The following is a 6,816-nucleotide window of genomic DNA, read 5'->3' on the forward strand; positions in this document are numbered from 1 at the left end:
GCTGACTCGGTCGCCCCTCGGGGCCGCGTTCACCACCGCGAGCACCTTGCTCGGGGTCACGCGACTGGGGTTCCCCGGCCAACTCATCGAAGTAGACCTCACCGCGGCGCTGCCGGCATGACGGTGCACTCTCGACCAACGTCACGCGACGCCATGCCACCGCGCATCCGGTAATGCCGCTGATCGGTGTTCCTTCGGACGAGGTTCGGCGCGGCGCGTTGTACCGATCAGGTGGATGCGGTTGTGCGGGATGGTGATCTGCGCGTTGGGGAGCATCGCGTCGATGTGACCTCACGCGTTTGCCAACGTTGGCCGGTCGTTTCTCCGACCGGCCAACGTTGGCCGTTGCGTTACAGGCTGGGTGCGAGAATGTAGGACATTCCTATTACGTCCTTGACCCAGCGTGAACTGATTCGGCCCAGTCCGGTGAAGTTCATCTCGGTGATGTAGATGTAGCGTCCATCCGCACGCAGTTGCACAACGTTGACCCAGGCGACGTGCCCGAGGCTGGACGCACCCTGCACGCCGGGCTCGAAGACCACGATCGAGTGTGGGGTGGCATCTAGCCAGACCGACCAGCCGGTCATTCGTGCCGAGTTGTCCCAGTTGTACGCGTCGCCCGACAGGGCCGGATAGGTGGTGGCATCACCGCGGAATCGCTCGTAGGCATACCAGGTGCAGTTTCCGGAGACTCCAGCATTGTATCCGCGGCTGGCTCCCCGTGTGCGCCAAGTCGCGTAGAGCGGGGGTCCTGATGCTGCATACATGACGACATTGCTGTCGTTTTGGACTACCACGCGCGCGCCTGAATTGCCCCATGTTCCGCTGTCCCACAATGGATTCCCACCTGGCCCATAGACAACCAGGTTACCGTCGCTTTGCATGACGGCCCACGACCCCGGGTGTCCTGCCGTTCGCGTTGACCACAACGCGCCCGACGGGCCGTATTCAACCAAGTTTCCGTCGCCCTGCATCACCAGACGGTACCGGCCGTCGGCCGACCAGCGGTCCTGGTTAGCTGTGAGAGATTCGTTTGGGGACAAGTCGCTGCCCTGCGCGGTCGCGGCTGGGCTGGTGGCCAGGCCGGCAGCCAACGAGGCCAGTAAGCTGACGGCAAGCGTCAACGCGCGGACCGCAATCGCACGTCCTCTCTTTGCTGGTGTCATGATGAGAACTCCTTTCTAATGGAATCGGGATTCTCCCCGTTGGCGTTAGTGTCCGGACTGTTACGCGTCACTGCTGCATGGGGTTTGCACGAACCCGACGTGGATTAGTTGCCACTGTCAAAATGGTGGTGCCGGTTGCGGCGCTCGCGTAGGGGATGTTTAGGACTCTTGTGGCTTCTCGAGACTATGGTGGCAACATGGGGCTTCGAGGCCTGCCTCTGGCAGGAGTCGCTTCATCTCCTGCCTGCCGTTGTCCTATTCGGAGGTCAACACCCAAGCGAGTGCAGATGGATCTTCATCAGTTCCTCCTCGTGTGGTGGTGAACACACGCTATGTGTGGTCGTGGTGAAACGCGGAGGGGTGTTCGCCCGACAAACTGCCGTGGGAGTGCCTGGCACACTGTGCTGGACGAAAGCGTGACCGGAGAATGTTGTGCGATATGTTCGCGGTGCAGGTGAACGCTTACCGGCAGGTGCCGGTGAGGCGGTTCGCCGGCTCTACCGGTTAGGCAGGCTGTTCGCGATCGGGGTACGTGCCGGGACCCTGCCGCTTTCGGCCGTGATTGGCTTGTTAGCTGCGCAGCCGGACCTGCTTGTCGTCATGGCGATAGCGACCGGTGCGTTGGTGGCGTGGAGCGCGGTGTACGTCCGGGCGCTGCTGGTCCACCCAGCTCGTTGGCACACCGTGATCGACGCGGTCATGCTCGGGGCGCTCGGACTGTGCGCGCAATGGCTGGTGCCTGCGACGTGGTTGGCGCACGGTGACTCGTGGGTGCTCGCGCTGGCCGGGTTCGCCTGTGTCGGCTACCAGTGCCACACCGAGATCGTGTTGGGCTCCGTGGTCACGCTGATCGTCGTGGGAGGTGCGGTTTGCGGCACGCTCATCGCCCCGCCGAACGCCATGCTGTTCATGTCGAGTTGGATGGTGGTCGCCGCCGCGTTGTCCCGGGTGCAGTGGATCTTGGTGCGGCGCGGGGGGCGGATCGCTGACGAGCAGATGGCCGCCGCCGAGCGCGCCCGCATCGCCCAGCGGGTGGCCGACGCGGTCCGCGCCGACGAGCGGGCGTTAGCCAACGCGCTGCACGACACGGCAGCGACGACTTTGCTAATGGTCGGCATCGGCCAGGGCACTGACCGTGCTCTGCTTGCCGCACAAGCCGAACGTGACCTTGCCGTGCTGTCTACCTATGGTGGTGGGCTGCCACCACAGGCTGATCTGATCTTGTTGCTACGGGCCGCCGCGGACCTGGTCGCGGCGCGGGTCGACTTCGAGGTCAGCGGTGAGCTTTTCCTGCCCAGCGATGTGGCTGGCGCCATCGCCGATGCTGCGGGCGAAGCGCTGAACAATGTGGTGCGGCATGCCGGAGTGAATCAGGCCGCGCTGGGGGTGCGCGGTGATGCGGATCGGGTGGAGGTGGAGATCGTCGACAACGGTCGCGGATTCCTCCTCGATCAGGTCGGCGATACTCGACGAGGTCTGCGCGAGTCGATTTACGGCCGGATGCACGCTATCGGTGGCCGGGCGCACATTAGCACCTCCCTCGGCGCCGGCACCCGAGTCGTTCTGGAGTGGCGGTATGGCTGACACGCAACCCAAGACACGATATGTTCCAAGCTACTGGCGTGGTGCAGCTGGCCTTCTGCGGCGCGGATTGCGTGTAATTGGTGGGCAAGCCTGGCTCAGCGAGGCCGAATGCCAGACGGCCCAACGGTTCCTGCTGGGGCTGCGGCTGGCCGCCATGGTGATCGCGGCCGTGGTGTTGTACACGTTGGGTCTGCCCAACCTGATCCGCAGCTTCCTCACCTACCGTGTGCCGTGGGTTCAGGTCTGCTGCCTGGTGACCTACACCACAGTGGTCGGTCTGGCCGCATACCTTGTGCTGCGCGGAAAGCGTTGGGGCTGGCTGCGGTGGGCCGCGTTGGCCGCAACGCTCGGCGCCTCGATTGCCTCCGACCTCTCGCTCGGCGATGGGTACGCGATCACGGCGGCGGACTGGTCGTTCGGGTCGGTGGGCTGGGTCGGTGTGATCGTACTGACCGAGCGCCCGCTCTGCGAGCTGCTGGCTTTTCTTGGCGTGCATGAATTGCTATCTCTATGCACGGTGGTGCTTACAGGCAACGGACACTGCACCGAGATACTGTGGCTCGCTACCGCTTCGATCACCTCCATCGGCTTCCCGGTTGCCGGCGCGATCGCGATCACAGCGTTGCGATTCATTGCCAATGCCGCAGATGAGGCGTTCCAACAGTCAGAAACGGTGCGCGTGGCAGAGGCGGTTGCGGCCGGTCTACACGAGCGCCGGAGGCAGCGCTTCGCCAGCCTGTACGTCACAGCCGTCCCGCTCCTACGCGGATTGGCAGACCGATGCTTGGACCCAGAGCAAGCCAACGTCCAGCGGCAATGCGCTATCGAAGCAGCCCGCATGCGGCGGCTGTTCGCCGAACTGGACACGGTGGCCAACCCGCTGCTGCATGAACTACGGCATTGCGCCGATGTGGCCGACCGCAAGGGAATCCTGGTCGAGATGGAGGGACGTGGGCAGTGGCCGGAGCCGCCGCTGCCGATCCGGCGGGCACTCACCGAGGCCCCGCTCGCGGCTTTGGCGACCGCCATCTCCTGGGCGCGAGTCACCGTGATCGGCACACCCGGCCTGCTATCGGTGAACGTCGTAGCCGACTGCGCACCGGTGGATCTGCCACACCCAGACAGCGACGCGGTCCAGCTCACCACAATCACTGAGCACGACACACTGTGGGTGGAGGTGCGATGGCAGACCAACCTATCACCGCGGTGATCGTGGACGACCACTCGGTGGTCACCGCCGGTGTCCGTTACTGGTGCGGCCAGGCCGATCCGCCCATCGAACTAATCGACGCCAACGCCCGACTAGCCAACGTGTGGACCGGCCCCGGCGCCAACGCCGACGTAGTGATCTTCGACCTCCAACTTCAGACCGACCAACAGGAATTCACCGAACTGCGCCGGCTCGTCGACAGCGGCCGACGGGTCGTGGTCTACTCGCAAGACGCGCACAACACCACCGCAGTGCGCTGTGTCAGCCTGGGCGCTCTCGCCTACGTCACCAAGCGCGAGGGCCAGGAACACCTAGTCGCCGCAGTGCGCGCGGCAGCGGCAGGGTCGCCGTACACGCCCCCTTCGCTTAGCGGCGCGCTGGTCGCCGACGACGACCCCAACCGGCCGCATCTCGCGCCGATGGAGATCGCCGCGCTCCGAGCCTGGTTCGCCTCATCCTCCAAACAAATGGCCGCGACCATGCTCGGCATCAGCGCCCGGACCGTGGACACCTACATCGAACGGGTGCGGGTGCGCTACGCCAACGCCGGCCGTCCGGCACCGACCAAGAGTGACCTCGTCGCCCGCGCACTCGAAGACGGGCTGATCACCCTGGCCGATCTGAACAACCACCCCATTTGAGACGCCATTACCGATGCGGGCACGAGCCAAATTTGAGTTGTTCCTGAAGGAAGCAACAAACAGGCAGCCCCACATTGGTAACAAGCAACATAGCATGCCCAAAGGATCGGAGAAAGGGAAACGCACTCTCATGCCGCTGTTCGAGTGTCGGGGGTTTTGTTATTTCGGTCCCGGCCGAGCCACCTGATTCGCTCGAGCACCACTTGGATTGGGACGATGCTTCGGGTTGTCCGGCGGTGAGGTCGAGCGCGAGGGGTTCTGCTCGTGTTGGCTACGCGCGGTTGGTCACCGGTGACAATGGTGAAGCTGTCCGAGTATGAAACCCGGCCACCGGGTGTGAGTTGCGTGCTTCGGTGTCGGGTCATGTGCGGTCGGGGTTGTCGAAGTCGACGTGTGGTGCGCAGACGGCGATGATCGACCCTGCTGGTCGGCGCAGGGCGTGCTGGAGGGTGGGGCGCTGGTGGACGAACGCGATCTGCGGGCCGTCTGCTGTGCCGCTGATGGTGGGCGGGCTGTTGCTGGGTGTGCGCCGGTGTTGCATCGTTGTTGATCGTGAGAGGGGAAGATGTGACCATGCCAGTATTTCCGCCGTCTGTCGCGACGACTTTGCCGGCGGACGGTGCGGCGGGGGCGCTCGTCGGCCGGGTGTTTGTGCCGGAAGCGGGCGGTCCGTCGGTGGTGGTCGTCCGCGCGGACGGTCTGTACGACGTCACCTCGGCGTTTCCCACGGTGCGTGACCTGTGTGAGTCGGTCGACCCGGCCGGAGGGCTGCGCGCCGCGACCGGCGAGCGCCTCTGTTCGCTGGACGAGGCGCTGGTCAACACCCCGGTCGAGGCGCGGGACCGCCGCCGGCCGTGGCTGCTCGCCCCGATCGACCTGCAGGTCGTCAAGGCCGCCGGGGTGACGTTCGTGGTGTCCCTGTTGGAGCGGGTCATCGAGGAGCGCGTCAGGGGCGACGCGGCCGGCGCCGACGCGGTCCGCGCGTCGGTTACCGCGGTGCTCGGCGACCGCGGCCTCGCCGAGGTCCGGCCCGGGTCGCCCGAGGCCGCCGCGCTCGCCGAGTGGCTTGTCGCGCAGGGCGTGTGGAGCCAGTACCTCGAGGTCGGGATCGGTAAGGACGCCGAGATCTTCACCAAGGCGCCGGTCCTGGCCGCCGTCGGGACCGCGACCGATGCCGGCATCCATCCCGACTCGCGGTGGAACAACCCGGAGCCCGAGGTCGTGCTCGCGGTCGCGTCGACCGGCCGCGTCGTCGGGGCCATGCTGGGCAACGACGTCAACCTGCGCGACGTCGAGGGACGCTCGGCGCTGCTGCTGCCGAAGGCCAAGGACAACAACGCCTCCGCAGCGCTCGGGCCGTTCCTGCGGCTGTTCGAGCCGGGATTCACGCTCGACGACGTCCGCGCGGCGACCGTCACCCTGACCGTCGACGGGACCGATGGCCACCACCTCGACGGCTCCTCGGCGATGGCGTCGATCAGCCGCGACCCGGCCGACTTAGTGGGCCAAATGCTCGGCCCGCACCACCAGTACCCGGACGGCGCGGTCCTCTACCTCGGCACGATGTTCGCCCCGATCGGGGACCGGGACACGCCAGGCACGGGCTTCACCCACCACGTCGACGACATCGTCACGATCTCCGCGCCCGCGCTGGGATCACTGACCAACCGCATCCGCACCAGCGACGCATGCGAACCGTGGACATTCGGCACCGCCGACCTGTTCCGCAGCCTCGCCGCCCGCGGCGTCCTATGACCACCGAGCGACCGCATCGTCCGCAGCGCACTCAGCCGACCCGAAGACCGGTGCGTCCGTCGTCCTGGACGCAGACGATGGCTGAGGTCGACCGCAGCGCGCCAGCTGCCGACCAACCTACGCAACACGGCGCGACCCGCCGCCGCGCCCCGGCCCCGACCTCAGTAGCTCGCCCGCCCAGGATGCACCCGCACAGACTGCGCCACACGGTCGTCACCACCATGGCTCGACGCCGGCCTCGACCTCCACGACCTCCACATCGCCGCCCGCCACGCCGACCCCGAACGACCATGCGCTACAACCGAGCCCGAACCAATCCCGAGCACTTTGTACGTGACGATCGACCGCCGCAAACGCCGCTACGATCAATGCTGCGCCACCTGCAGGACCAATACATCGTCTATGCCACCGATCGGGCATCGAGCCCCCCACGGCGACCGAACACGCGAACATGCCGATG

7 protein-coding genes are annotated in these 6,816 nt (G+C 66.0%); 4 read left to right on the forward strand and 3 right to left on the reverse strand.

Annotation, left to right across the window (positions count from 1 at the left end; all coding sequences use genetic code 11):
- Positions 1–350 precede the first annotated feature (350 nt).
- On the reverse strand, positions 351–1,166 hold the full coding sequence (locus tag VGX25_RS01545; protein WP_326915681.1) for a CHAP domain-containing protein: 816 nt from the start codon (positions 1,164–1,166) through the stop codon (positions 351–353).
- A 432-nt stretch (positions 1,167–1,598) separates the two neighbouring features.
- Between VGX25_RS01545 and VGX25_RS01550 the strand changes: the two genes are divergently transcribed.
- Genes VGX25_RS01550 through VGX25_RS01560 form a run of 3 tightly spaced genes read left to right on the forward strand, consistent with a single transcriptional unit; the run spans position 1,599 to position 4,601 of the window.
- Positions 1,599–2,750 carry a hypothetical protein gene (locus tag VGX25_RS01550; RefSeq protein WP_326915682.1) on the forward strand — a complete coding sequence of 384 codons (1,152 nt, stop codon included), beginning with the start codon at positions 1,599–1,601 and terminating at the stop codon, positions 2,748–2,750.
- Positions 2,743–3,960 (forward strand): hypothetical protein, encoded by a 1,218-nt coding sequence (locus VGX25_RS01555; protein ID WP_326915683.1) that lies wholly within the window; start codon positions 2,743–2,745, stop codon positions 3,958–3,960. Before VGX25_RS01550 ends, VGX25_RS01555 begins: the two co-directional genes overlap by 8 nt.
- Positions 3,957–4,601 carry a response regulator gene (locus VGX25_RS01560; protein WP_326915684.1) on the forward strand — a complete coding sequence of 215 codons (645 nt, stop codon included), beginning with the start codon at positions 3,957–3,959 and terminating at the stop codon, positions 4,599–4,601. The genes VGX25_RS01555 and VGX25_RS01560 overlap by 4 nt, the downstream gene beginning before the upstream one ends.
- Before the next feature lie 361 nt (positions 4,602–4,962).
- Here the strand turns inward: VGX25_RS01560 and VGX25_RS01565 are convergent, their stop codons facing one another.
- On the reverse strand, positions 4,963–5,142 hold the full coding sequence (locus VGX25_RS01565) for a hypothetical protein (RefSeq protein WP_326915685.1): 180 nt from the start codon (positions 5,140–5,142) through the stop codon (positions 4,963–4,965).
- A 32-nt stretch (positions 5,143–5,174) separates the two neighbouring features.
- Between VGX25_RS01565 and VGX25_RS01570 the strand changes: the two genes are divergently transcribed.
- A complete protein-coding gene (locus VGX25_RS01570) occupies positions 5,175–6,356 on the forward strand; it encodes a fumarylacetoacetate hydrolase family protein (protein WP_326915686.1) in 1,182 nt (393 codons plus the stop codon).
- A gap of 213 nt (positions 6,357–6,569) precedes the next feature.
- Here VGX25_RS01570 and VGX25_RS01575 read toward each other — a convergent pair.
- On the reverse strand, positions 6,570–6,816 hold a 247-nt coding region (locus VGX25_RS01575), incomplete at its 5' end, for a hypothetical protein (RefSeq protein WP_326915687.1).

The organism is Actinophytocola sp., assembly GCF_035942955.1.
GTDB lineage: Bacteria > Actinomycetota > Actinomycetes > Mycobacteriales > Pseudonocardiaceae > DASYTH01.